The sequence below is a fragment of the Algorimicrobium algoritergicola genome, from assembly GCF_008086165.1.
Lineage (GTDB): Bacteria > Bacteroidota > Bacteroidia > Flavobacteriales > Flavobacteriaceae > Algorimicrobium > Algorimicrobium algoritergicola.
The window spans coordinates 224,619-248,981 of the sequence record NZ_VSKL01000003.1; the positions used below are offsets into that span (position 1 = coordinate 224,619).

The 24,363-nt window shown below is 34.0% G+C and carries 20 protein-coding genes; 15 read left to right on the forward strand and 5 right to left on the reverse strand.

Features of this window, described 5'->3' with window-relative positions; translation table 11 throughout:
• The first annotated feature begins 110 nt into the window (after nt 1–110).
• From ES675_RS10190 to ES675_RS10210, 5 genes are all read left to right on the forward strand, one after another.
• On the forward strand, nt 111–1,265 hold the full coding sequence (locus ES675_RS10190) for a 5-(carboxyamino)imidazole ribonucleotide synthase (RefSeq protein ID WP_066251956.1): 1,155 nt from the start codon (nt 111–113) through the stop codon (nt 1,263–1,265).
• 24 nt (nt 1,266–1,289) lie between these two features.
• Entirely contained in the window at nt 1,290–1,778 is a 489-nt protein-coding gene (gene purE / locus ES675_RS10195; RefSeq protein ID WP_066251775.1) for a 5-(carboxyamino)imidazole ribonucleotide mutase, read from the forward strand.
• A gap of 364 nt (nt 1,779–2,142) precedes the next feature.
• Nucleotides 2,143–4,176 (forward strand): M3 family metallopeptidase, encoded by a 2,034-nt coding sequence (locus ES675_RS10200; protein ID WP_066251772.1) that lies wholly within the window; start codon nt 2,143–2,145, stop codon nt 4,174–4,176.
• Between the two features lie 42 nt (nt 4,177–4,218).
• Nucleotides 4,219–4,773, forward strand: a complete 555-nt coding sequence (locus tag ES675_RS10205) for a sigma-70 family RNA polymerase sigma factor (RefSeq protein WP_066251769.1) — start codon at nt 4,219–4,221, stop codon at nt 4,771–4,773.
• 4 nt (nt 4,774–4,777) lie between these two features.
• Entirely contained in the window at nt 4,778–5,038 is a 261-nt protein-coding gene (locus ES675_RS10210; RefSeq protein WP_066251765.1) for a hypothetical protein, read from the forward strand.
• Here the strand turns inward: ES675_RS10210 and ES675_RS10215 are convergent.
• Nucleotides 5,018–5,800: a UbiA prenyltransferase family protein gene (locus ES675_RS10215; RefSeq protein WP_231931288.1), complete on the reverse strand. Its 783-nt coding sequence runs from the start codon at nt 5,798–5,800 to the stop codon at nt 5,018–5,020. The genes ES675_RS10210 and ES675_RS10215 overlap by 21 nt on opposite strands.
• 170 nt (nt 5,801–5,970) lie before the next feature.
• On the opposite strand from ES675_RS10215, the gene gcvP reads away from it, so the two are divergent.
• The 4 genes from gcvP to ES675_RS10235 all read left to right on the forward strand — a co-directional run bounded on the left by gcvP (nt 5,971) and on the right by ES675_RS10235 (nt 11,600).
• Nucleotides 5,971–8,820: an aminomethyl-transferring glycine dehydrogenase gene (gcvP, locus tag ES675_RS10220; protein ID WP_066251760.1), complete on the forward strand. Its 2,850-nt coding sequence runs from the start codon at nt 5,971–5,973 to the stop codon at nt 8,818–8,820.
• A 179-nt stretch (nt 8,821–8,999) separates the two neighbouring features.
• Entirely contained in the window at nt 9,000–10,058 is a 1,059-nt protein-coding gene (locus ES675_RS10225) for a 3-oxoacyl-ACP synthase III family protein (protein ID WP_066251757.1), read from the forward strand.
• Between the two features lie 54 nt (nt 10,059–10,112).
• Complete coding sequence (locus ES675_RS10230) at nt 10,113–10,640, forward strand: methyltransferase (RefSeq protein WP_066251751.1); 528 nt, start codon at nt 10,113–10,115, stop codon at nt 10,638–10,640.
• A gap of 117 nt (nt 10,641–10,757) precedes the next feature.
• Nucleotides 10,758–11,600 carry a glycosyltransferase family 2 protein gene (locus tag ES675_RS10235; RefSeq protein WP_066251746.1) on the forward strand — a complete coding sequence of 281 codons (843 nt, stop codon included), beginning with the start codon at nt 10,758–10,760 and terminating at the stop codon, nt 11,598–11,600.
• Nucleotides 11,601–11,654: 54 nt separating this feature from the next.
• On the opposite strand, the gene ES675_RS10240 is transcribed toward ES675_RS10235, so the two are convergent.
• The 3 genes from ES675_RS10240 to ES675_RS10250 all read right to left on the reverse strand — a co-directional run bounded on the left by ES675_RS10240 (nt 11,655) and on the right by ES675_RS10250 (nt 18,310).
• Nucleotides 11,655–14,639 (reverse strand): T9SS type A sorting domain-containing protein, encoded by a 2,985-nt coding sequence (locus ES675_RS10240; RefSeq protein WP_066251744.1) that lies wholly within the window; start codon nt 14,637–14,639, stop codon nt 11,655–11,657.
• A 228-nt stretch (nt 14,640–14,867) separates the two neighbouring features.
• Nucleotides 14,868–15,674, reverse strand: coding sequence for a DNA/RNA non-specific endonuclease (locus ES675_RS10245; protein ID WP_066251738.1), 807 nt, complete (start codon nt 15,672–15,674; stop codon nt 14,868–14,870).
• Nucleotides 15,674–18,310 (reverse strand): valine--tRNA ligase, encoded by a 2,637-nt coding sequence (locus ES675_RS10250; RefSeq protein WP_066251732.1) that lies wholly within the window; start codon nt 18,308–18,310, stop codon nt 15,674–15,676. Before ES675_RS10250 ends, ES675_RS10245 begins: the two co-directional genes overlap by 1 nt.
• A gap of 186 nt (nt 18,311–18,496) precedes the next feature.
• Here ES675_RS10250 and ES675_RS10255 point away from each other — a divergent pair, with 186 nt between their 5' ends.
• Nucleotides 18,497–18,922, forward strand: a complete 426-nt coding sequence (locus ES675_RS10255) for a DUF1573 domain-containing protein (protein WP_066251729.1) — start codon at nt 18,497–18,499, stop codon at nt 18,920–18,922.
• A 51-nt stretch (nt 18,923–18,973) separates the two neighbouring features.
• On the opposite strand, the gene ES675_RS10260 is transcribed toward ES675_RS10255, so the two are convergent.
• Nucleotides 18,974–20,326, reverse strand: a complete 1,353-nt coding sequence (locus ES675_RS10260) for a PDZ domain-containing protein (RefSeq protein WP_066251723.1) — start codon at nt 20,324–20,326, stop codon at nt 18,974–18,976.
• A 123-nt stretch (nt 20,327–20,449) separates the two neighbouring features.
• Here ES675_RS10260 and ES675_RS10265 point away from each other — a divergent pair, with 123 nt between their 5' ends.
• The 5 genes from ES675_RS10265 (at nt 20,450) to ES675_RS10285 (ending at nt 24,361) form a co-directional block, all read left to right on the forward strand.
• Nucleotides 20,450–21,640, forward strand: coding sequence for a pyridoxal phosphate-dependent aminotransferase (locus ES675_RS10265; protein WP_066251721.1), 1,191 nt, complete (start codon nt 20,450–20,452; stop codon nt 21,638–21,640).
• Nucleotides 21,640–22,653, forward strand: a complete 1,014-nt coding sequence (gene murB, locus ES675_RS10270) for a UDP-N-acetylmuramate dehydrogenase (RefSeq protein WP_066251718.1) — start codon at nt 21,640–21,642, stop codon at nt 22,651–22,653. Before ES675_RS10265 ends, murB begins: the two co-directional genes overlap by 1 nt.
• A 75-nt stretch (nt 22,654–22,728) precedes the next feature.
• Nucleotides 22,729–23,268, forward strand: coding sequence for an RNA polymerase sigma factor (locus tag ES675_RS10275; RefSeq protein WP_066251713.1), 540 nt, complete (start codon nt 22,729–22,731; stop codon nt 23,266–23,268).
• Nucleotides 23,269–23,270: 2 nt separating this feature from the next.
• Entirely contained in the window at nt 23,271–24,065 is a 795-nt protein-coding gene (locus tag ES675_RS10280; RefSeq protein ID WP_066251708.1) for an anti-sigma factor, read from the forward strand.
• Between the two features lie 92 nt (nt 24,066–24,157).
• Complete coding sequence (locus ES675_RS10285; RefSeq protein ID WP_066251705.1) at nt 24,158–24,361, forward strand: membrane or secreted protein; 204 nt, start codon at nt 24,158–24,160, stop codon at nt 24,359–24,361.
• The last annotated feature ends 2 nt before the right edge of the window (nt 24,362–24,363 follow it).

The following is a 24,363-nucleotide window of genomic DNA, read 5'->3' on the forward strand; positions in this document are numbered from 1 at the left end:
CGAATTCTAATATATATAGTTGGGAAATAAGTTTTTTGGGAAACCAAGGATTTGTATTTTTGTTGGGAAATAATTTACCAGTCGCCAATAGGCTTAAATGTAAAAAGACCATGAATTACTTTTCTTCCAACTTTAAATTAGGCATTTTAGGTGGTGGCCAATTGGGTAAAATGCTTTTAAATGATACCCGAAAATTTGACATTTACACCAGTGTCATGGACGCAAGCCCAGAAGCACCTTGCAAAATTGCCTGTAACGAATTTCATTTAGGCGATTTAATGGATTATGATGCCGTTTATAACTTCGGAAAAGATTTAGACGTCGTTACCTTTGAAATTGAAAACGTAAACACCGATGCTCTTGAAGATTTAGAGAAAAAAGGTGTGAAAGTATATCCATCATCCAAGACCTTACGAATTATTCAGAATAAAGCCACGCAAAAATTATTTTATCTCGATCATAGTATTCCAACAGCCGAATTTTCACGCTTTGCATACACCAGTCAAATTGAAGATGCACTTGAAAACGAAGTCTTAAAATTGCCCTTCGTTTGGAAATGTGCCCAATTTGGATACGACGGAAATGGTGTAAAAGTGGTGAGAAAACTAGAGGATTTAATTGGACTTCCAAATGTGGAATGTATTACAGAAACCATGATTGCATTTAAAAATGAATTAGCCGTTATTGTAGCTAGAAATCCTAATGGTGATGTGGCAACGTATCCCGTTGTAGAAATGGAATTTCATCCGGAAGCCAATCAAGTGGAATATGTAATTTGTCCTGCCAGAATTGATGCTGAAGTTGCAAAAAAAGCAACCGATATTGCCTTGAAAGTTTCAAAAGCCTTTAACCATGTCGGCCTTTTGGCAGTTGAAATGTTCCAAACTCAAGATGACAAAATTCTCGTTAATGAAGTGGCACCAAGACCACATAATTCGGGACATCAGACTATTGAAGCTAGTTATACATCGCAATTTGAACAACACCTTCGTGCCATTTTAAACTTACCTTTAGGTAAAACAGAAAATAAAGTTGCTGGTGTTATGGTAAATTTAGTTGGAGCTGAAAATCATACGGGAAATGTTGTTTATAAAAACATTGAAACCATTATGGCAATGGATGGTGTTACACCACATATTTACGGTAAAAAACAAACGCGTCCTTTCAGAAAAATGGGACATGTAACCATTGTGAGTGACTCTATTTCAGAAGCACGAAAAATTGCAGAAGACGTTAAGAAAACGATTCAGGTTATTAGTGAATAAAAAACAGATATTAATATATAAAGTATGAGCAAAGTAGGAATTATAATGGGAAGCAAGAGTGATTTGCCAGTTATGCAAGACGCTATTGATATTTTAACGGAGTTTGGAATATCTATTGAAGTTGATATTGTTTCAGCTCACAGAACACCTGAAAAGCTTTTCGATTACAGTAAACATGCACATACACGTGGTATAAAAGTTATTATTGCAGGCGCTGGTGGTGCTGCGCACTTACCAGGTATGGTAGCCTCATTGTCGCCTTTACCAATTATTGGTGTTCCTGTAAAAAGCAGTAATTCTATTGATGGTTGGGATTCCGTATTATCTATTTTGCAAATGCCAGGCGGTGTTCCGGTAGCAACAGTTGCATTAAATGGCGCCAAAAATGCGGGTATTCTAGCGGCTCAAATTTTGGGAAGTTCAGATCCTGATATTTTAGATAAAATATTGATCTACAAAGAAGGATTAAAAGCAAAAGTTATTGAATCTGCTAAAGATTTAAAAAAGTCTTAAAACAAATAAACCTCGGCTAGAAGCCGAGGTTTAACGCTATTAATCAATAATTTTTAAGTGAGCATGAAACTCTCATGAAAAAATCTGGTACAAAAGTACTGCATAAAAGTAAATTACAACCACCTTATTATCTTAAATTTTAGTTAATAATCCCGTTATTACTGACTTGGTAGGAAAAGTATCACAATGATTTAAATGTTTTTTAACAAATGAAATCAAATAAATTACTAACCTTTATCATCTAATAAAATGTGATCATGTTTTCTCTTGAATATTTACAATCAAACACCTTAAGAATAACATTTTAACGTAAGCAGATTAGCCTCTAAAAGATTTTAAAGAAAAATAAATTGCAAAAACAGTCATGAATATACTTAATAAACCTTTCGACACACCCTATAATTCAGCTCCATTTTCAAAAATTTCAGATTCAGATTATTTACCGGCTTTTAAAATAGCCATTGATAAAGCCAGAACTGAAATTGATGCAATTACTAAAAATACTGAAGCGCCTTCGTTTGAAAACACTATAGAGGCTTTAGATTTTTCAGGTGAAGAACTGGATCGCTTATCGAGTATATTTTTTAATATGAATTCGGCCGAAACCAATGATGCTATTCAAAAAATAGCCCAAGACGTTTCGCCATTATTATCAGAATTCAGTAATGACGTTACCTTAAATCAAGCTTTATTTGAACGCGTTAAAGCAGTTTATAATACTAAAAACACGCTTCAATTAACCAAAGAGCAAGAAACTTTACTCGATAAAAAATATAAAGGATTTTCCAGAAATGGAGCGAATCTTCCAGAAGATAAAAAGCAAGAACTTCGCGACATTGACAAAAACTTAAGCAAGCTAAAATTAACCTTTGGCGAGAACGTTTTAGCCGAAACCAATAATTTTGAGTTACATATTACTAACGAAGAAGATTTAGCAGGTTTGCCAGAAGGCGCCAAAGAAGCTGCAAGTAATTTAGCTGAAAGCAAAAATAAAGACGGTTGGTTAATTACTTTAGATTACCCAAGTTACATTCCGTTTATGACCTATGCTGACAATCGGGAACTGCGTAAAAAACTGGCTATTGCCTCTGGAGCTAAAGCATTTCAGAATAATAAATTTGATAACCAAGAAAACGTATTGCAGATAGCGAAACTTCGCTTTAAGCGTGCCAATTTATTAGGCTACAAAACCCATGCACATTTTGTTTTAGAAGAACGCATGGCTAAAAACCCAGAAACTGTTGAAACATTTTTAAATGAACTTTTGGAAAAAGCGAAACCAGCAGCTGAAAATGAATTTAAAAATCTAGAGAAATTTGCCAAAAATTTAGATGGCATTGACCAACTTCAAAAATGGGATGGCGCCTATTATGGTGAAAAACTTAAGCAGAAGTTATTCGATTTAGATGATGAAAAATTAAAACCGTATTTTAAATTAGAAAATGTAATTAATGGTGCTTTTACCATTGCTAAAAAATTGTTTGGCTTGCAGTTTGAAGAAATCAATAACATTGACAAATATCATGACGATGTTCTTACTTATAAAGTAACTGATACCAAAGGCGATTTAGTATCCATTTTTTATGCCGATTTTTTTCCAAGACCAGGAAAACGAAATGGTGCTTGGATGACAGTTTACAAACCGCAATACATAAAAAACGGTGAAAATAGCCGTCCACATATTTCAAATGTTTGCAATTTCACCAAACCAACAAAAACAAAACCGTCGTTATTAACTTTTAATGAAGTCACGACGTTATTTCACGAATTTGGTCACGCACTTCACGGCATGCTTGCCAATACAACCTATCCAAGTTTATCTGGAACAAGTGTGTTTTGGGATTTTGTAGAACTCCCGAGTCAAATGTTAGAAAACTGGTGTTATGAGCAAGAGGCTCTCGAAATTTTCGCGACACATTATGAAACGGGCGAAGTAATTCCAATGGATTTAATTCAGAAAATTAAAGCATCTTCCACGTTCCATGAAGGCATGCAAACCATGCGTCAAATAAGTTTTGGTTTGTTAGATATGAGCTGGCATGGTCAAGATCCAACGACTATTAATAATGTTAAATCACAAGAATTAAAGGCATTTGAAAACACCAAATTATATCCAGATGTCTCGGAAAACTGCATGAGCACGTCATTCTCTCATATTTTTCAAGGCGGTTACAGTTCAGGATATTACAGTTATAAATGGGCTGAAGTTCTAGATGCCGATGCGTTTGAATACTTCCAAGAACAAGGCATTTTTAATGTAGACGTCGCTAAAAAATTTAAAGATAACGTCTTATCACAAGGTGGAACAGATGACCCTATGGTTTTATACAAACGCTTTCGTGGCAAAGAACCACAACCTGATGCTTTACTAAAACGTGCTGGATTAATTGAGAAATAGAAATTTTACCCTATTTTTGATGAAAATTGCTGAAAGACTTTTATGCCTAAACATCTAATAAATCCAGATCAATGGATAGATCGGTATTCGGATTACTTGTTTAATTTCACCATATCACGTGTAAGTGATCGTGAAATTTCCAAGGATTTGGTACAAGACACCTTTTTTGCGGGCTTAAAATCGATGAAAAATTTTAAAGGTGAAGCAAGCGAACGCACGTGGCTTATTTCCATTTTAAAACGAAAAATTATTGATCACTATAGGAAAATAAATTCTAAAAAAGGACAAGCAGAAGTTCGCATGTCCTATAATAGTAATGAAGAAGAAGGTGATTGGTTAGAGGAACGTGTTGCAGATCCGTTTGATAAAACGGCCGAAGACACGCTAGAAAATGATGAACTAGGTGATGCTATTTATAACTGTTTAGAAAAACTGCCTGAAAAACAAGCTACTGTTTTTAAAATGAAAACTATTGAAGGAATGGAAACTGAAACCATTTGTAATGAACTAAACATTACGCCGTCTAACCTATGGGTTATTGTTCACAGAGCACGAACAGCCATGGCAGAATGCATGGAAAAAACCTGGTATAATTAGCAGCATGAGAAAAAGTTATTTATTTATTACTTGTGACGAAGCACAACATATTTGTGACAAGGCACAATACAATGAAGCGACAGGTTGGGAGAAATTCAAATTGACGTTACGTTATTTTATGTGCAAAATAACACGATCATACGTTAAACGAAATACAAAGCTTTCTGAATCTGTAAAAAACTCAAAAGTCAATTGTTTAAAAACCATTGAGCGCGAGCAAATAAAAGCACAGTTTAATGAAGAACTATCCAAACAAAAGCGTTAGTAACAGCCACAATATAGGGATGCTTTCTACCCAAAATCCACTGTAATATTTCCCTTGATTCTTTCTTGAAAAAAGTATACTTAAAATCACTAAAACAGTAATTCCGAACTGAATAAGCAACTTGCTTTGTGTTTTTTCTGGCATAAAAAATTCCAATCCAAAAAATAAACACGCTAATATAACACCCATAATCTTGGTGTTTTTAATGCCTATTTTTTGAGGAATAGTTGCCAATTTAATACTATCAAACTGCATATCGCGAATTTCAAAAGGAAGCATAATAGCTAAAACAAATAAAAATCGTTGCGCAAAAGCCCAAATTACGGTTGAATCTAGAAGCCTATCATTATTAATTAATGGAATAAGCAAAGTGACACCTGCCCAAACTAAAGCTATAACATAAACTTTAAGTCCACTAACATTTCGTAAATTTTGCTGTTTATTAAGATAGAATTTTTTCGGAAGAAAGGGAATGGCATATAAAAAAGTAATAAGTGCAAAAAAGCCTAAATAAAATATGGTTTTATTTTGCAATTGCGCTCCAAAATAGCCCATGATTATTAAACATATAAAAGTGAAAATCTGAATTATTTTCAACCAACTGGATAAGCTTCGATGGTGAAATTTTGCCAACCCAAAAAACTTCACGAAATTATATCCGGCAATGGTTGCAAAAAATATAAATAAAAGCACATGCGTATCAAAAGGAATTTGGTATTCTATAAGTGTTAACCAACTTAAAGCAAACGCAGATAAAGCCACGTGGATACTGCTGTTTAAATAAAAATCGAAAAAGTGTTTTTCAAAACGCATAAAGCAAAAATACACAAAGTGTTAATAACAAAATCAATTGGTTAAAAACTTTCATTTTCATTAACATTTAAACGTGAATAATTCCGTAAATTTGCAGCCTAAATTCAACACAACTTTTAATGAATACAACTGCTTTCGCACAACGTCACATTGGTCCAAGAGAAGAAGACCAAAATCGCATGTTACAAACCATTGGTGTGGACTCCTTAGATCAACTAATTTACGAGACTGTTCCAGATGATATCCGATTAAAAAAGGACTTAAATCTTGATGAAGCCATGAGTGAGCAAGAATACTTGACACATATTCATGAATTATCAAAACTTAACAAAACTTACAAAACCTATATTGGTTTAGGGTATCACCCAACCATATTGCCAGCGGTTATTCAACGTAATATTTTGGAAAACCCAGGTTGGTACACAGCATACACGCCTTACCAAGCAGAAATTGCTCAAGGAAGATTGGAAGCACTTTTAAACTTCCAAACCATGATTTCAGATTTAACTGGGATGGAGTTAGCCAACGCATCGCTATTAGACGAGAGTACGGCTGCTGCAGAAGCAATGGGCTTATTATTTGCTGTTAGATCACGTGATCAGAAAAAAGCGAATGTGAATAAATTTTTCGTTTCAGAAAATATTTTGCCACAAACCTTATCTCTTTTAGAAACACGTTCTAATCCTATTGGCATTGAATTAGTTGTTGGAAATGAAGATACATTCGATTTTTCTTCGGAATTCTATGGTGCATTATTACAATATCCAGGTAAGGACGGACAAATTACAGATATAAAAACATTCATTTCTAAAGCAAATGATAACGATATTAAAGTGGCCGTTGCTGCGGATATTTTAAGTTTAGTAAAATTAGAGGCTCCTGGGAAATTTGGCGCTGATGTAGTTGTTGGAACCACACAACGTTTTGGTGTTCCTATGGGATATGGTGGACCTCACGCAGCTTACTTTGCAACAAAAGAAATGTATAAGCGTGATATTCCTGGCCGTATTATTGGTGTAACCAAAGATATGAATGGAAATCGTGCTTTACGTATGGCATTACAAACCCGAGAGCAACATATTAAACGTGATAAAGCAACATCAAATATTTGTACAGCTCAAGTACTTTTAGCTGTTATGGCGGGAATGTACGCCGTTTATCATGGCCCAAAAGGATTAGAGTTTATTGCTAATCGTGTTCATAATACAGCTGTTTCTGTTGCTAATGCTTTAGATAAACTAGGCTTTAGCCAGTTAAACACAGCGTATTTCGATACGATTAAAGTTAAAGCAAACGCTAATAATATTAAATCAGCAGCTGAAAAAGTAGGAGTTAATTTTTATTATCCAGATGCCGATACAGTCACAATATCAATAAATGAAACAACAACACTTAAGGATGCGAATCAAATCGTTTCAATTTTTGCAGGTGTTGCCAATAAAGAAATCATAAAAATTGAAGCGCTTTCTGAAACCAATATGGTTATGGAATCGTTACAAAGAACGTCTGATTTTTTAACACTTGATGTATTTAATTCGCACCATTCGGAAACAGAATTAATGCGCTATATCAAAAAATTAGAACGAAAGGATCTATCTTTAAATCACTCCATGATTGCTTTAGGCTCATGCACCATGAAATTAAATGCTGCAGCTGAAATGTTACCATTAAGTTCACCAAACTGGGGAACTATTCACCCATTTGTTCCAGCAGATCAGGCTGAAGGATATTTAACAATTTTAAAAGAACTAGAAGATCAACTTACTGAAATTACTGGTTTTGCAGCGACATCTTTACAGCCAAATTCGGGTGCTCAAGGTGAATTTGCCGGACTAATGGTTATAAAAGCATATCATGAATCTCGTGGTGATCATCATAGAAATATTTGTTTAATTCCATCATCAGCACATGGTACCAATCCAGCGAGTGCTGTTATGGCTGGCATGAAAGTGGTGGTAACAAAATCTACTGATAAAGGAAATATTGATGTAGAAGATTTACGTGAAAAAGCTGAATTACACAAAGATAATTTATCATGTATTATGGTTACCTATCCATCAACACATGGTGTTTATGAGTCGGCTATAAAAGAAATCACCAAAATTATTCATGATAATGGTGGTCAAGTTTATATGGATGGTGCCAATATGAACGCGCAAGTAGGACTAACAAACCCTGGAAATATTGGTGCAGACGTTTGTCACTTAAACCTTCATAAAACATTTGCTATCCCTCATGGTGGTGGCGGACCTGGTGTTGGACCAATTTGTGTGGCTAAACAATTAGCGCCATTTTTACCAAGTAATCCCATTATTAAAACCGGAGGAACCAATGCTATTTCAGCAATTTCTGGTGCGCCATTTGGCTCATCATTGGTTTGTTTAATATCTTACGGTTATATAAAAATGTTAGGTGCAAAAGGTTTAACGGAAGCTACTAAAGTTGCTATTCTGAATGCCAATTATATCAAGCAACGTTTACAAGGTCAGTTTGATACACTATATTCTGGTGAACGCGGTAGAGCAGCTCACGAAATGATTGTAGATTGTCGTGCCTTTAAAGAAAATGGTATTGAAGTATCAGATATTGCGAAGCGTTTAATGGATTATGGATTCCATGCACCAACAGTTTCATTTCCTGTTGCTGGAACTTTAATGATTGAACCAACAGAAAGTGAAAGTAAGGCAGAAATGGATCGTTTTTGTGATGCCATGATTTCTATTAGAAAAGAAATTGAAGCAACATCTAAAGACGACACCAATAATGTGCTTAAAAATGCACCTCATACTTTAGATATGGTAACTGCTGATGAATGGCTTATGCCATACACTAGAGAGCAAGCTGCATTTCCATTAGATTATGTACGTGATAATAAATTTTGGCCAACTGTAAGACGTGTTGATGACGCTTATGGCGACCGTAATTTAATTTGTACATGTGCGCCTATTGAAGACTACATGGATGCGTAAAACACACTAATTAAAATAAGGCCTTCCGTTAAGAAGGCCTTATTATTTTAATATATATAGGATTATTGTCCATTTTTTTATCATTTTCGTAAAAAATGGAACAAATACAATAGCCAATAGTTAAAACAATAATATATTAACTAATTTAGTGCATGCCCAACTAAATTGAATGCAAAAATATGGCAATAAAAATTACAGGAACTGGTAGTTATATACCGAGTAGTATTGAACGCAACTCGGACTTCAATCGGCATGAATTTCTCAACACGGACGGATCGTCATTAATGCAGAACAATGAGGTTATAATTGAAAAGTTTAAAGCGATTACTGGAATTAATGAACGTCGTTATGCAGACAAAAATCTAACCACATCAGATTTGGCTTTTTTTGCTGCTAAAGACGCTATTAAGGACGCACAAATTAATCAAGAAGAACTCGATTATATAATTGTTGGCCATAATTATGGTGATGTTAAACACAACACGGAACAAAGTGATACGGTTCCAAGTTTAGGCTCTAGAGTCAAACACTTATTAGGAATTAAAAACCCGAAGTGTGTGGCTTACGATTTGCTCTTTGGCTGTCCTGGTTGGATTGAAGGTGTAATTCAAGCCAATGCCTTTATTAAAGCAGGAATTGCAAAAAAATGTTTAGTTATAGGAGCTGAAGCCTTATCACGTGTGGTTGATAAACACGATCGCGATTCAATGATTTATAGTGATGGTGCTGGAGCAGTAATTGTTGAGGAAACCGATGGTACAGGAGGGATAATTTCTCACGAAAGCGCCACGTATGCGCTAGATGAAGCCCATTTCATTTATTTTGGAGAAACTAATAATTCGGCTATTACCGACCAACGTAAGTATATAAAAATGTATGGTCGCAAAATTTACGAATTTGCCTTAAAAAATGTACCAACCGCAATGAAATCTTGTTTGGATAAGAGCGGTTATCAAATAACAGATTTAAAGAAAATTCTTATTCATCAAGCTAATGAAAAAATGGATGAAGCCATAGTTCAGCGTTTTTATAAGCTTTATGATATGGAGATGCCAGATAGCATTATGCCCATGACTATTAATAATCTTGGGAATTCTAGTGTTGCAACCATCCCTACTTTATTGGATTTAATTTTAAAAAATGAATTGACGGGACATACTATTAATGAAGGCGATATTATCATGTTTGCCAGTGTTGGTGCCGGAATGAATATTAATGCCATCGTTTATAAGTTTTAACTGACGTTTCAATTTAATTTTATAAATAATATTCCCGTTTTTGAAGGACAAATAATGTACGAAAAAAGTTATCCAAATAAACGTTTTAAACATACTGCTGAATTTCTTCAAAAGCATATTTCAACCAATTCAAGTATTTTAGATTTAGGTGTGGAAAATCCATTTACACCTATCATGAAAAACATTGGTTATCAAGTTGATAACACCTCTGGTGAAGATTTAGATGTGAATACGCGTGCTATTGAAAACTCAAAAGCTGAAGTCGTAACTGCTTTTGAAATATTTGAACATTTACTATCCCCTTTTACCGTATTACAGAGTATTAAAGCCAATAAATTAGTCGCTAGTATTCCCTTGCGTTTATGGTTTTCTCCTGCCTATAGAAGTAAAACCGACATGTGGGACAGACATTACCATGAATTTGAGGATTGGCAATTTGATTGGCTTTTAGAAAAAGCAGGTTGGAAAATTATTGCGCGTGAGAAATGGACCAATCCTACAAAAAAAATAGGCATCAGACCCGTTTTACGTTGGTTTACGCATCGATATTATATTGTTTATGCGGAAAGAATAAGCGAATAATAATTGTTCTATTTCAAATTTCTAAAAATAGGATATCATAAATTTCACAGCTGAAAATAAGCGATTAATAGTTCCCAAATTTGAATTGCTGTAACTTTAAACCTTAAATCATAACTTTTGAATTTCTATATCATCATTCCAGCACACAACGAAGAGATTTACATTAAACAAACTTTAGTGTCTCTTGCAACCCAAACCCTTTTACCAAAACAGGTAGTTGTTGTGAATGATAATTCTACCGATAACACCCAGCGACTTGTTGAAGGTTTCACCTCAAAATATCATTGGATTTCATTAGTAAACACCATATCTTCTGATAAACATTTACCTGGTAGTAAGATTATCAATGCCTTTTATAAAGGTTATGAAACATTGGATAGCAACTATGACGTGATATGTAAATTTGATGCTGATTTGATATTTCCTGAAAATTACTTGGAAGAATTGGTCAAACATTTTCAAGCGAATGACAAGCTAGGAATGGCTTCTGGATTCTGTTATATTGAACAAAACAATGAATGGGTTCTTGAAAACCTTACGCGAAAAGATCATATTCGTGGTGCGCTAAAAGCATATAGAAAAAACTGCTTTTTAGAAATTGGCAAATTGAAACCATCCATGGGTTGGGACACCGTTGATGAGTTGCTCGCCAAATTTTATAGTTGGGAAATTTTAACGGATGAAAATTTACACGTGAATCATCTAAAACCAACCGGTAAAAGCTACAATAAAGCGTCTAAATATTTACAAGGTGAAGCCATGTACAAAATGCGTTATGGGTTTTTAATTACGTTGATATCAGCCATAAAATTAGCTTATAAAAAGGGAAACTTCAGTTTATTTAAAGATTATATATCGGGTTATTTTAAAGCGATAAACAATAAAACTGAACCGTTAGTAACTGAAGAACAAGGCGTTTTTATTAGAAAATTGCGTTGGAAAGGCATGTTAAATAAATAAGCCTGTTTTTTATAAAAAACAAGCTTATTTATAAAGATATATTGGTATACATGTTTAATACTTCACAAATCGGATGTTTTGAGCAGCACCAGATAGCATCTCTAATTTCAATATATAAATACCACCATTACAATTAGACACGTTAATGTTATTTGAATCCAATCTTTGGCTATAATGGACCTGCTTACCATCAACTGAATAAATATAAACACCTTTAACCGTATTTAAGTTGTCAATGCCGTACAACTGAACGGTATCGTTGTTTTTATCAAACTTGACATACACGGATGAATTATTCTCTAGACTAGAAACACCTAACGTATCTCGTTGATAAACTATAGAATATCTAGTATTGATCGTTCCAGCTTCAAAAGCTATAGATGCCGTTTCTGTTTTTAAATCATAAAATCGATTTTCTTGATTATCTTTTAAATAAATCGGCGTGCTATCAGGAAAATTTAAAGTGCGCCCTAACCCGATGGTATAATTTCCTGGATTTGCAACTTTTATGGACAAAGCCATTTCGTCTTCTAAATTCAATGTTTTTAAACCTTGAATAACCAATAAATTATCAGGTGTGTACCACACCATATTATCTGAATATTCACTATAATCTATAGCATCATAACCGCGATCAAAACCTTCAGATGCATTATCATCATAACCTAAAACAATTTCTCTGGACCTACCTGAAGGATCCGTAAAGTTTAACCAAAATTTGGTTCTGGTATCAGATTCACTATTTTCATTGGTATCATCTTGTCTATAGAAGATAGATCCGTTAGGTCCAACGCTAGATTCTTTTGCAAATACACGTTGAGCATTTGAAAAATTCAAGAATCCATTTTGAACGATAGTTATATAGAAGCCTTGACCTACTGCTATATTTTTAGTAGGTGCTCCTTTAGATGTTAATCCGCCATTTTCCAATTGCGAAACGGCTGCTACGCCTGCTAGCAAATTAAAAGTTGCATAACCACCTTGATAAGCTCTGGTTACATGCGTATTGTTAGATTCAAACTGTTCATAAAAATATAAGGTACCATTTGTCACTTCTAAATTGTCTCTAATAAATTGATCCGCATTTAAAGCCGAAGCATAAGGATTTCCAACTAAAAAGTCGTTACCAACTTCTACTGAATATGTGTAGTTTCCAGAATTAGCTTGTCCAGAAAAAACATAAGTCTCCTCCGAAGCTTCAGAACCTGACCCTTTCATGGTGTACCCAATTCCAGGCTTAATAGGCGATCCTGCATTTATTCGGTTCCAACCATAATATCCTAATGCGGCTGATGCATTATAGGTATATAACCAGCGACTGCTTAATGAAATAGGTGTTGTGTTAGGATTTGCATTTTGAGCCGAATTAAAAGTAACTGCACCATTATTCTGTTCCAAATATCCAATTTGCCAATTATTATTTCTTGCTACTGGTGAACTCCAATAATTATAGTTAAATAAGTTTGTAGATCCTTGTTGTCTAATCTTCAAATTTCCATTTCCAGAATTCAAATTAAATCCAGCATGCTTTTGAATTAATTGTGCTTCACCTAACAAATCAATATTTCCATTATTAATTATTCCATTTTCAACAGTTAACTCGACACCATCAGCTATTTCTAAAAAAGCTCCTATTTCCAATTCAATATCTTTAACATATGCATTTTGGTTTAGTATGGCTTTGTCTCCATTTTTCACCAATAATTTTAAGCATTTATCAGTCGTGTTATTTGGTGCTTGATTAGGAAGAGACCCATTAAAATATCTAGTTCCATTCCATACAATTTTATCAATATAACGAATGGTGAAATAATCATTATCGTTAAAAGTCACATTTATAGTCTTCGCAACACCCGCAGCAACTGATAAAGGATAAACTCTAGGCGACGTAAAATTAGAATTATTTGCAATTACTAATTGTAAATCTTTACATCCATTCCAAAATGATAAATTCATTGCAGATATATCAAACATAACATCTACTGTCCCTAAATCTCCAGACTTACTAACACGCCAGTTCGAATTAAGGTGTTCAGAATAATTAGTAGCATTCGCTGAAAAATTATAGGTCGCATTTTTGGTTTCTTCACCCCAAAATAAGAACGAATTGTTTGAAAGATTAGATGGATTATTTATTCTTACAATTCCAGTTCCTTGAGAATCCGCATGACTATTAGCACCCCTAGTTTTACCGATACCAGCTACATGATGATCAAAGTTACCTTTGTCCGAATCATCCTGTTTAAATAAATCATTATCGGCAAGAGGAATATTATATTTGGCGGATAAATAATTATGGATAATGATGCGTTCTGCATCATTTACATGTCTTTTTAATAGGATAGTTTCGGCAATATCACCATCCAAATAGTGCCCTCCTCCAGCTCCACCAGCCCAACCGAGCCATAATTCTGAATTACTATTACTAGTATTACCGTTTTGTCTGGAAGCATCTTCTTCCCTTTCATTTACAACCAAAGAGACTTTCGAATTACCATAATTCAAATTCAAAATTTGGTTCGTATTATACGTAATAGCGGTTGTAACATTATTTGAATTCCAATTACTAACGTAACCACCAATAGATTCACGGCCATTGTCTCTATATAATGCATAGCCTTTATTCCAATTATCACCAGTACCTTTACTAACAAACGCTCCCCATCGATCTGTTCTATCGGTAAGGTTTCCAACAACAAAAATAGAAATGGTATTTGGCTTTAATGATACATCATCAGCAACACCTAAATACTCTGTATTATTTATATTAAAATGCACTTTGGGATATCCATTAATTTGGTTTGAAATAAACACAGGAGAAGTACTTGCAGGTGCCAAAGCTGTATTTCCATATCCAGAATTATCATTCCAATTTGACACTCTAGAATTGTTTGTTTGATTAATTGTGTTAGCATCTAACCACAAAGTAACATCAGAATTTCCTGTAGTATTTCCTACTCCTCCAGGACCGGTTTGAGAAAATAATGAATTCGTAAAGAAACAGAGTGCAGAAAGTGCAAATATTTGTAAGGTTTTCATGTCGATTTATTTGGGCGTTTTTAATTCAACAAGCAAAAATACCCCTAAACAATGCTATTAAACCTGCTTTTGTAAGAATTTAGCCCAAGTGCAAATATTATCGACATCTTTGCTCCAAGCCCAAAAATTTGTGTTAAATAAATGCATGCGTTACTGTTTTTTGAAGATAAAAAACCTCTTAAAACCTAAGAATCGAAGTTTTAATTTAGAAAGACTGATATTTCTAATTTAAAATCGCCATTTTTTATAATCAGAAGAAGATTCAATTCTAGCTTCAACAGCATCATCTAATTCTGGGAAAAAGTCTATTCCTGTAAGTTCTTCAACAGCATCTACCGAAACCACAAAATTATATAATGGTTGTTTAGAATTTACATGAGGCATTAAAAACGCTAACACTTTTGGATCACCTTCATTATAGTCTAAAATAATTTTATAAAACTGCTTTGGAACTGCTACTTTTTCGCTTCCAATAGTTTTTAAATCGCTTCCCAAAACACCACCTGTAACCACATAAACACCATGGTACTTTGAAGCCCAATAGCGTGTTTTTTGTTCAAGTGAGTTCCAAATCCCAGAATTAAAGGCATGATTTTGTGGACTAATATTACTGGTTAAAAAAGTTTCATCATGTGCTTCTTTACTATAACGTCTATCAGCAGCAGGACATAAATGCCCACGATCATAACCTGAATTTTTATAATTCCGCCAACTCGCAGCACCCGTTTTTACGGCTTTATCAACCTCAAAATAGGGACGCTCAAAATTAGTTTGAGATAGGTGTTCTTTTTTTAATTCGTAGGCAACCCATTCCGCTTGTTCATGTGGTTCACTATAACTTAAGGAATAACCTTCATGATGCACCACTTGACCCGTGGTACTGGATGGTAAAAAAAAAGCAACTGTAGGCGTCTTGATCTCTCGACCTGAATCCACAATTGCTTGTTCTTCTTTTTTATTTAAAAAAAACTCATAACCGTAAACACCAAAAACTAATACAATGGCTAGTATGGAATATACGGTTCGTTTCGTCATTATTTTAAACTTCCTAAACTACTTTTCAACGTTTCTATTTTAGCTAAAGCATCAGCCTCTTTATTACGTTCGTTTGTAATTACCTGTTCTGGTGCTCCAGCAACAAAACGTTCATTCGCTAATTTCTTTTGAACCGATTTTAAAAAGCCTTCGGTATATTGTAATTCGTCTTCAAGCTTTTTAATTTCTTCTTCCACGTTTATTGCGCCTGCAATTGGAATAAAATATTCGTTAGATTTTACACGGAACGTCAAAGCTCCATCAACAGCACCATCTACATATTCTATAGTTTCTAAATTTCCGAGTTTCATAATAACGGCATCCAAGGATTTAGAAACTGCGTCATTATTAATTACAGAAAATCCAACGGCATCTTTAAATGGAATATTTTTATCCTTTCGGATATTTCGGATTCCCGAAACCACATCTTGCATAAAACTAAATTCGGAAATCAACTCCGTATTAATGGCTTTTTGCTCTGGCCAAGCCGTTACAATTAACGCATTTTCAGGTGTACGATCTTCCATATATTGCCAGATATCCTCTGTAAGAAATGGCATAAATGGATGTAATATTTTTAATATGTTTTCAAATTGCTCATTAACCTCCTGCAGTGTTTTGGCATCAATTGGTTGCTGGTAAGCTGGTTTTATAATTTCTAATAACCAAGAGGCAAAATCATCCCAAATAAGTTTATATGTAGACATTAGAGCATCAGACAAACGGTATTTGCTGAAATGATCTTCAATGTCAACAAGTGTTTCCTGAAATTTTGCATCAAACCATTCCAAAGCAATCTTGCTAGATTCTGGTTGTGGTATCGTATCACTTACCTCCCAACCTTTTACTAAACGGAAGGCATTCCAAATTTTATTGGCAAAACCTTTTCCTTGTTGGCAAAGCGCTTCATCAAACATTAAATCGTTCCCAGCGGCTGAACTTAATAATAAACCAACACGAACACCATCAGCACCATAATCATCAATTAATTTTAAGGCATCAGGAGAATTCCCTAATGATTTACTCATTTTACGACGTTGCTTATCACGTACCAAACCTGTTAAATAAACGTTTTGAAACGGCTTTTCATCCTTATATTCATAACCAGCAATAATCATACGTGCGACCCAGAAGAATAAAATATCTGGCCCTGTTACTAAATCGTTGGTTGGATAATAATATTTAATTTCTTCATTTTCTGGGTTTCTAATCCCATCAAAAACACTCATTGGCCATAACCATGATGAGAACCATGTATCTAAAGCATCTTTATCTTGACGTAAGTCGTTAGTTGTTAGTTGTTGGTTGTTGGTTTTAGTTTTCGCTAATTCCAGAGCCTGCTCCATACTTTCAGCAACCACAAAATCTTCTTTGCCGTCGCCATAGAAATAAGCTGGAATTTGCTGTCCCCAAAGTAATTGTCTGGAAATATTCCAATCGCGAATATTCTCCAGCCAGTGTCTGTAGGTGTTTTCAAATTTCTTCGGGAATAATTTAATTTCAGCATCTTCACCTAATACGGCTTCAATTGCTGGTTTTACTAAATCTTCCATTTTCAAGAACCACTGATCAGATAATCGCGGTTCTATTACGGCTTTGGTACGTTCAGATGTTCCTACTTTATTTAAGTGCTGCTCCGTTTTTATCAGAATATTACTTGCAGTAAGTTCGTTTACAACCTCTTTACGCACAACAAAACGATCTTTTCCTTCATAATGTAATCCAAAACTATTCAGCGTCGCATCATCATTAAATATATCAACAACTTCTAAATTGTGTTTATCGCCTAAATTCTTATCGTTTTCATCGTGAGCAGGTGTAACCTTTAAGCAACCGGTTCCAAATTCAATATCTACGTATTCATCCTCAATAATAGGAATAACCCGATTACAAATAGGCACAATTGCTTTTTTACCTTTTAAATGAGTAAAACGTTCATCATTTGGATTGATACATATTGCGGTATCACCAAAAATAGTTTCTGGACGCGTGGTAGCAATAGTTAATGTCTCATCACTACCTTCAATTTTATAATTAAGGTAATATAAATTCCCTTGTTGTTCCACATGAATAACTTCCTCGTCAGACAAGGTTGTTTTAGCTTCTGGATCCCAGTTTACCATACGGTAACCTCGGTAAATTAAGCCTTTGCTATAAAGGTCAACAAATACTTTTATTACGGATTCAGACATATCATCATCCATTGTAAATTTGGTTCTATCCCAATCACAAGAACACCCTAGTTTTTTTAATTGTTCTAGAATAACACCGCCATATTCATGTGTCCAATCCCAAGCGTGCGCTAAAAACTCATCGCGTGTTAAGTCATTTTTATCAATTCCTTGTTCCTTTAATCTGGCAACTACTTTGGCTTCAGTAGCAATGGATGCGTGATCGGTTCCAGGAACCCAACACGCATTTTTTCCTTGTAAACGCGCACGACGAATCAAGACATCCTGAATGGTATTGTTAAGCATATGCCCCATGTGAAGCACACCAGTAACGTTTGGAGGTGGAATAACAATGGTATATGGCTCTCTATGATCTGGCTTGGAATGAAAATAATTGTGTTTCATCCAGTAATCATACCACTTACTCTCTACTTGACTTGCATCATATTTTGATGGAATTTGCATACTTTGGAATAGTTTTTGAAATATAACACACAAAAGTACTTATATTTCTTTTTTAAGTAAAATTAAAAGACGTGTTATTGTGCAACAAATCAAGTTTAACATATTTATAACGTTGCCATACATCTATTTTTTTTGTTTTATGCTGAAAAAGTGAGTAAGTTTACAACCATATTAAACATATATATTATGAAAAATTTAATTACTATACTATTTGTTGGGCTTATTAGCTTTGCTGTTAACGCTCAAGAAAAAGTTGCAAAAATCGAATTTAAAGAAACAACAATTGATTACGGCGTTATTGAAAAAGGCGCTGATGGTGTACGTGTTTTTGAATTCACCAATACAGGTGATGCGCCATTAATTATTACAGACGTGAAGTCTAGCTGTGGCTGTACGGTTCCAAAAAAACCAGAAGGTCCAATAGCACCAGGAAAAACAGGTGAAATTTCAGTTAAGTATGACACAAACCGTGTGAACCCTATTCGTAAAACGATTACGGTACTATCAAATGCTAGCACACCTACTGTAGCACTTAAAATTAAAGGTGAAGTTATTGATCCTAGTAAAACAAGTGTTTTAGAAAAGAAAAGTAGTAGTGTAATGAATCAGTAAATAGTGATTTTACATTATTTTAAAAACAGCCTTGAGAAATCAAGGCTGTTTTTAGTTTAATAAATCTTGTAAATGAAATTCATAAAGAAAAGGTTTTCCTTGACGCTCAATACGCATCCTGATTTTTTGGCCGTCATGACCTTTAAATAGTTGAATAACCTCTTGAAGTGAATATTTCTCAACATCCGCACCATTCACTTCCAAAATAACATCTCCTAACTGCAACCCAATTAATTGCGCTGGACTATCAGGTCTTAACTTGACGATTTGAAATGCAGGAGCAGCGTTTAACCGATAATCATCATTAATGTTTGTATGATTATTAACGTTAATTACATTATTATTTTCCCCATAGGTTAGCCTGCCATTACTTAATGTATACTGATAGTCTTTAATGAGTCTTACACCACGTTGCTCAATATCAATCCCACTTTTATTGTAGCTAAAGGCTTTACTAAAATTGGCATTCTTCTTTAATATTAAGTAAGATTCTTTATAGTTGAAAGTAACATGAAAGCGCTTTAAAACTTCGGCTCCAATAGTGCCATTCCTATCTTTAATTTTTTTAAGTGTTTCAATAGATTCACCTGTGGGAAAAGCAACCAACGATTCGTTCAAAACAAATGAATTAATAGTTAACGCCTCAACTTTTGATCGTTTCCCATAAAGCCCACCACTTAAACCATAACCTAAAAAATCTTGAAAGTAATTATCTGTTGAAACAATGTCTTTTGAGGCATCTTCAAACAACCAAAGCGCATCACTAGCACCTGTATCTATTAACATTTTTACTGGAATTTGTTTACCTTCAATAGTCACTTCAGCAATAATATATGGTTTAGAGTTATGAAACTTTAAAGGCAATTTTTCGCATTTTCTGCATAAGTCATCGTTTTGGAGCTCTGGTTTTGATAACTTAATATATTTTGAACGGTAATTAATTTCCACCACAAAATCCTTAAATACATCATAACCAATAATACCATGAATAGGAACGCCTAGTTTTGGCGTATAATTCATACTTCCATTATAAATTGCAAAAATGGTCTGTTGGTATTTTACAGTTTTCCCAATTTCAATTTTATTTTGAGTGGATTTTGCTGCTTCAACTACTAAACCATCTCCCAATCCTTTTAAAAAAATAGATTCTTTGTTTTCCGAATTCAAAACTTCCAAACCGTTCAAATTATCAAACAGGATAGGTTTGGTAACGCCACTGTCTAAAATAAAAGACAATGTCATATCGTTTACAACGATTGGAATAACAATCAGATTATTAATTAATTGGAAATGAATTTTATCAGAAGTTTTACCATCAATAAATTGAAACGTTTGCTCCTGCGATTGTATGTTAAAACCAACCAAGAGTGCTAATACAACGAAAATAAATTTAGAACGTTTCATCTGTTATAAGTGAAAGACGTTATAAATTACAACAATTTCCCGATTAATCTCTAATTACAACCTTCTTTTAACAATTAAATCAATATAATTTTCAGAACTTTACGCTTTTAATACTATAAGCTTATGCCAAAAATATCTCAAAAAGGCGCATTAATGCCTCAATCGCCAATTAGAAAACTGGTTCCTTTTGCTGAAGCAGCATACAAAAAAGGAAAAACAGTATATCATTTAAATATTGGTCAACCAGACATAAAAACACCTGAAGTAGCTCTGGATGCTGTTAAAATTAATTCATTAGAAATTTTAGCCTATACCAGATCTGAAGGATCGGACGAATACAGAAACAAAATTGCTAACTATTATAGCAAACATGATATAATAGTAGCCAAGGAGGATATTATTGTTACAACTGGTGGTAGTGAAGCTTTACTATTCGCTTTTGGCAGCATTATGGATGTGGATGATGAAGTTATTATTCCAGAACCTTTTTATGCCAATTACAATGGATTTTCAACCGCTTCTGGCGTGAACATTGTTCCCGTAATTTCAAAAATTGAAGATAATTTTGCCTTACCTCCTATTGAAGAGTTTGAAAAACTCATCACACCAAAAACAAAAGCTATCTTAATATGTAATCCAGGAAATCCTACAGGTTACTTATACACGAAAGAAGAAATTAAAAAATTAGCAGAAATTGTTATTAAACATGATTTATTCTTAATTGCTGATGAAGTATATCGCGAATTCGCTTATGATGGCATTACCCATTACTCCATAATGCAGGAAGAGAATTTAAAAGATCATGCCATTATGATTGATTCAGTTTCTAAACGCTACAGTATGTGTGGCGCACGAATTGGATGCTTGGTTTCTAAAAATAAAGATGTTATAGCTACGGCATTAAAATTTGCTCAAGCCCGATTAAGCCCTCCTACTCTTGCCCAAATTGCAAGTGAAGCAGCTCTAGAAACACCGCAAAGTTATTTTGATGAAGTAAAAACGGAATACGTGTCGCGTCGTGATATTTTAATTGCTGAATTAGAAAAAATCGATGGTGTAAAAGTTGCCAAACCAAAAGGTGCTTTTTATTGTATTGTTGAATTGCCTATTAAAAATTCCGATGCTTTTGCCCAATGGTTATTAGAAGATTTTGATATAGATGGCGAAACTATTATGGTTGCACCAGCTGCAGGTTTTTATTCAACACCAGGTGTTGGATTAAACCAAATTCGTATTGCTTATGTACTAAACAAAGAAAGTTTAGTAAAAGCAGTACACATTTTAAAAGAAGCCCTAAAAGTCTATAAAGATTAGTGCAAATATCACATAACATATCCTTAAAACCGTTCAATACATTTGGACTGAACGCAACAGCCAAACACTTTGTGTCTGTAAATACAATTGCAGAATTACAAAGTGTTTTAGCTTTGCCTAACTATCCTGAAAAATTTATATTAGGAGGCGGCAGCAATATGCTTCTAACAAAAAACATGGATGCTTTGGTTGTTCATGTGAATTTGAAAGGTATTACAGTTGTTTCAGAAAATGAAAATTCGGTAATAATAAAAGCCAATGCTGGCGAAAACTGGCACGAATTTGTTTTATGGTGTTTGGATCATGACTTTGGTGGTTTGGAAAATTTATCACTCATTCCTGGCAATGTGGGAACAGCACCTATTCAAAATATTGGCGCTTATGGCATTGAATTAAAAGATAGTTTTGTGTCTTGTGATGCTTTAGAAATTGCTTCAAACAAAATTAAAACCTTCAATAAAGCCGATTGTCAGTTCGATTATAGAAACTCTATATTTAAACAAGAAGCGAAAGGACAATTTGTTATTTGTAATGTAACATTCCAGCTAACAAAAATTGCGCATCAATTACATACTAATTATGGTGCCATTTCTGGTCAATTAACTGAAATGGGAATTGAAAACCCAACAATTCAAGATATTTCAAAAGCCGTAATTGCTATTAGACAAAGTAAATTGCCCGATCCCAAAGAAATTGGAAATAGTGGAAGCTTTTTTAAAAACCCTATTGTTTCAACCGAATCTTATCAGGCTTTAAAATTACAATTTCCAGATGCTCCAGGTTACGTTATTTCAGATTTAGAAGTCAAAGTTCCTGCAGGTTGGCTAATAGAAAAAGCAGGTTTTAAAGGCAAACGCTTTGGTGATTATGGTGTTCATAAAAAACAAGCCCTTGTATTGGTGAATTATGGTAATGCCAAAGGTTTAGATATTCTTAAATTAGCCGAATTAATTCAACTAACCGTCCATCGCTTATTTAATATTGAAATTGAAGCTGAAGTAAATATTATTTAATTGATTAGAATTATATAACTTTAACTTTTCTTAAGAATTTAAGAAACGAGAACTAACCACAACCAAAAACAAATTTTGAGTACACCTATAGAAGACGAAATAGTTGGCTTATTAAAAAAAGGCGACAAAAGAGCCATTTCATTATTATATGAAAACTATGGCGATGCCCTTTTTGGTGTCATATCCAAAGTGCTTACTGATTCAGATTTGGCGCAAGACGCTTTGCAAGAAACGTTTATTAAAGTTTGGAAAAAAGCAAAAACATACGATTCTAAAAAAGCCAAACTATTTACTTGGTTATATAGAATTGCTTATAACACAGCTATTGACAAAGTCCGCTCGTACAATAATAAAGCGAGTAAGGAAATCCAAATAGACGCTTCAGACGTATATACATTAACAGGTGATAGTTTAAATCAAGACGTGCTAGACATTCAAAAGCACTTAAGTTCTATAGATGAAAAGTATCAAATTGTTATAAATGCGCTCTTTTTTGAGGGCATGACACAACAAGAAGCTAGTGACGAGTTGGAAATTCCACTTGGCACCATTAAATCGAGATTAAAAATTGGACTACGTGAACTTAAAAAAATTTACGATCCAGAAATAAAATAGTCATGAATGATAAAATAACTACATTTTTAAATTCTGACCTACTAGAAAAATATCTAATAGGCCAAACGACTTCAGTGGAAACAGAAACCGTAGAATCCTATATTTCTAAATATCCTGAAGTAGAACAAGCTTACAACACCATGCAAAACCAGTTAGAATTGGTAGCGCAAAGTCAAGCTGTTGAAGCACCAAATGCTATTCTGAATTCTATTTTGAATACCTTGGATGAAGAAACTCCAGTTATTCCGCTTAATAAACCAAGAACACGTAAAAAATGGTTCCAATTAAGTATTGCTGCTAGTGTTATTGCCATTATGTTTGCAAGTACGACGTATATTTTCTTTCAACAAAATCAGTTGTTAAAAATTGAAAATCAGAAAATTGCCGATGAAATATATGACAGATTGGATGATTTAGACCAGAAAAACATGCGTTTAGATGAAATCATGCGTCAAATGAATCAACTAAACAATCCAGAAACTGAAAAGTATATTATAAACGGTAATAATCGTGCTAAAAACTTAAAAACCGTTGCCTACATAAATCCAAGAGAAAAAACATCTATGTTAGATGTGGTTTCTTTACCACAATTACCAGAAGAACAATGTTATCAGATTTGGGCAGAATTGGAAGACAAAATGGTTAATTTAGGTATATTAAATGAAGGCGATAGACAATTAAAATCTATTCCATACACGGAAGATGCTTTAGCTTTAAGTATTACCATAGAACAAAGAGGCAGTAAATTAAGTGCTACTAAAGAAAATTCGGTTGCAGAAATTACTCTGAATAAATAATCGGTATTAAAACTTAAAACAGACCTCGGTTTTCTTTGAAAATCGAGGTCTGTTTATTTCTGGAAATCCGTATCTTTGCAAAAACAAATTTTATGAAACTTTTTTTAATAACATTAGTATTATTAGGAATTGCTGTTGCAGGAATTGCCATTAAAATATGGGCCAAAAAGGATGGGAAATTTGCAGGCACTTGCGCTAGTCAAAATCCCATGATAAACACAACAGGTGAATCTTGCGGATTTTGCGGTAAAACACCAGACCAATATGAAAATTGTAACGAACCTCAACACTCGTAAAC

Coding starts and splice junctions, on each gene's coding strand:
- ES675_RS10190 (WP_066251956.1), top strand. CDS start 111: ATGAATTACTTTTCTTCCAACTTTAAATTAGGCATTTTAGGTGGTGGC.
- purE (WP_066251775.1), top strand. CDS start 1,290: ATGAGCAAAGTAGGAATTATAATGGGAAGCAAGAGTGATTTGCCAGTT.
- ES675_RS10200 (WP_066251772.1), top strand. CDS start 2,143: ATGAATATACTTAATAAACCTTTCGACACACCCTATAATTCAGCTCCA.
- ES675_RS10205 (WP_066251769.1), top strand. CDS start 4,219: ATGCCTAAACATCTAATAAATCCAGATCAATGGATAGATCGGTATTCG.
- ES675_RS10210 (WP_066251765.1), top strand. CDS start 4,778: ATGAGAAAAAGTTATTTATTTATTACTTGTGACGAAGCACAACATATT.
- gcvP (WP_066251760.1), top strand. CDS start 5,971: ATGAATACAACTGCTTTCGCACAACGTCACATTGGTCCAAGAGAAGAA.
- ES675_RS10225 (WP_066251757.1), top strand. CDS start 9,000: ATGGCAATAAAAATTACAGGAACTGGTAGTTATATACCGAGTAGTATT.
- ES675_RS10230 (WP_066251751.1), top strand. CDS start 10,113: ATGTACGAAAAAAGTTATCCAAATAAACGTTTTAAACATACTGCTGAA.
- ES675_RS10240 (WP_066251744.1), bottom strand. CDS start 14,639: ATGAAAACCTTACAAATATTTGCACTTTCTGCACTCTGTTTCTTTACG.
- ES675_RS10245 (WP_066251738.1), bottom strand. CDS start 15,674: ATGACGAAACGAACCGTATATTCCATACTAGCCATTGTATTAGTTTTT.
- ES675_RS10250 (WP_066251732.1), bottom strand. CDS start 18,310: ATGCAAATTCCATCAAAATATGATGCAAGTCAAGTAGAGAGTAAGTGG.
- ES675_RS10255 (WP_066251729.1), top strand. CDS start 18,497: ATGAAAAATTTAATTACTATACTATTTGTTGGGCTTATTAGCTTTGCT.
- ES675_RS10260 (WP_066251723.1), bottom strand. CDS start 20,326: ATGAAACGTTCTAAATTTATTTTCGTTGTATTAGCACTCTTGGTTGGT.
- ES675_RS10265 (WP_066251721.1), top strand. CDS start 20,450: ATGCCAAAAATATCTCAAAAAGGCGCATTAATGCCTCAATCGCCAATT.
- ES675_RS10280 (WP_066251708.1), top strand. CDS start 23,271: ATGAATGATAAAATAACTACATTTTTAAATTCTGACCTACTAGAAAAA.
- ES675_RS10285 (WP_066251705.1), top strand. CDS start 24,158: ATGAAACTTTTTTTAATAACATTAGTATTATTAGGAATTGCTGTTGCA.